The organism is Pseudoalteromonas sp. 20-MNA-CIBAN-0454, from assembly GCF_040308685.1.
Lineage (GTDB): Bacteria > Pseudomonadota > Gammaproteobacteria > Enterobacterales > Alteromonadaceae > Pseudoalteromonas > Pseudoalteromonas nigrifaciens.
The window spans coordinates 1-673 of record NZ_JBEOOB010000096.1; the positions used below are offsets into that span (position 1 = coordinate 1).

Sequence of the window (673 nt, forward strand, 5' to 3'; positions counted from 1 at the left end):
CCGAGAAAACCCATTGATCGACGCGAAGCGGCGTCGGTGGGATGAATCGGAATAACTAGCCCTGTTCTTGATGAGAATGGTAGTGCAGTGTGATTTAGTCTCATATTCCATCTTGATAACTCATTTCCATACAGTAGTCTATACAGTATATGAAAAAGACGCTTAGATACAACTACAGGCTAAACCCTACGCCAGAGCAAGAAGCTAAACTCGTTGAATTTGGCGCGACAGCGCGTGGCATTTGGAACTTATTACTGTCTGAAAATATGCGTCGATATGGGTTCGATAAAACATTCTTGTTCTACAATGATATGGCCTCGCTTCTTAAGGAAATAAAGCCTTTTGAAGAGTTTACGTGGATTAAGTCTTTTGACTCGGCAGCAGCTCAGCAAGTTGCTCGTGATTTAGAAACGGCAATGAAAAATGCGTTTTCTAAGGGGCGCTTACAACGTTTCCCAAAACACAAGATTTCATACAAAAAGAAAAAGCTTCACAATGACAGTTTTCGAGCGGTCAATAACTCGAACTGTATCCGCATTGAAAATGGCACTATCAGTATTCCAAAAGTTGGTAAAGTGCCTATCATTTTACATCGCGAACTGGCTAGCAAAATCAAAACGGTAACTGTTCAGTTTCGCCACGGTAAATGGGAATGCAGTATTACTCAAGAAGT

1 protein-coding gene is annotated in these 673 nt (G+C 41.3%); it reads left to right on the forward strand.

Annotated features, from left to right (window positions below; translation table 11 throughout):
• Positions 1 to 149 precede the first annotated feature (149 nt).
• A partial coding sequence (locus AAEZ22_RS18105; protein ID WP_352298365.1) for a helix-turn-helix domain-containing protein occupies positions 150 to 673 on the forward strand: 524 nt, incomplete at its 3' end.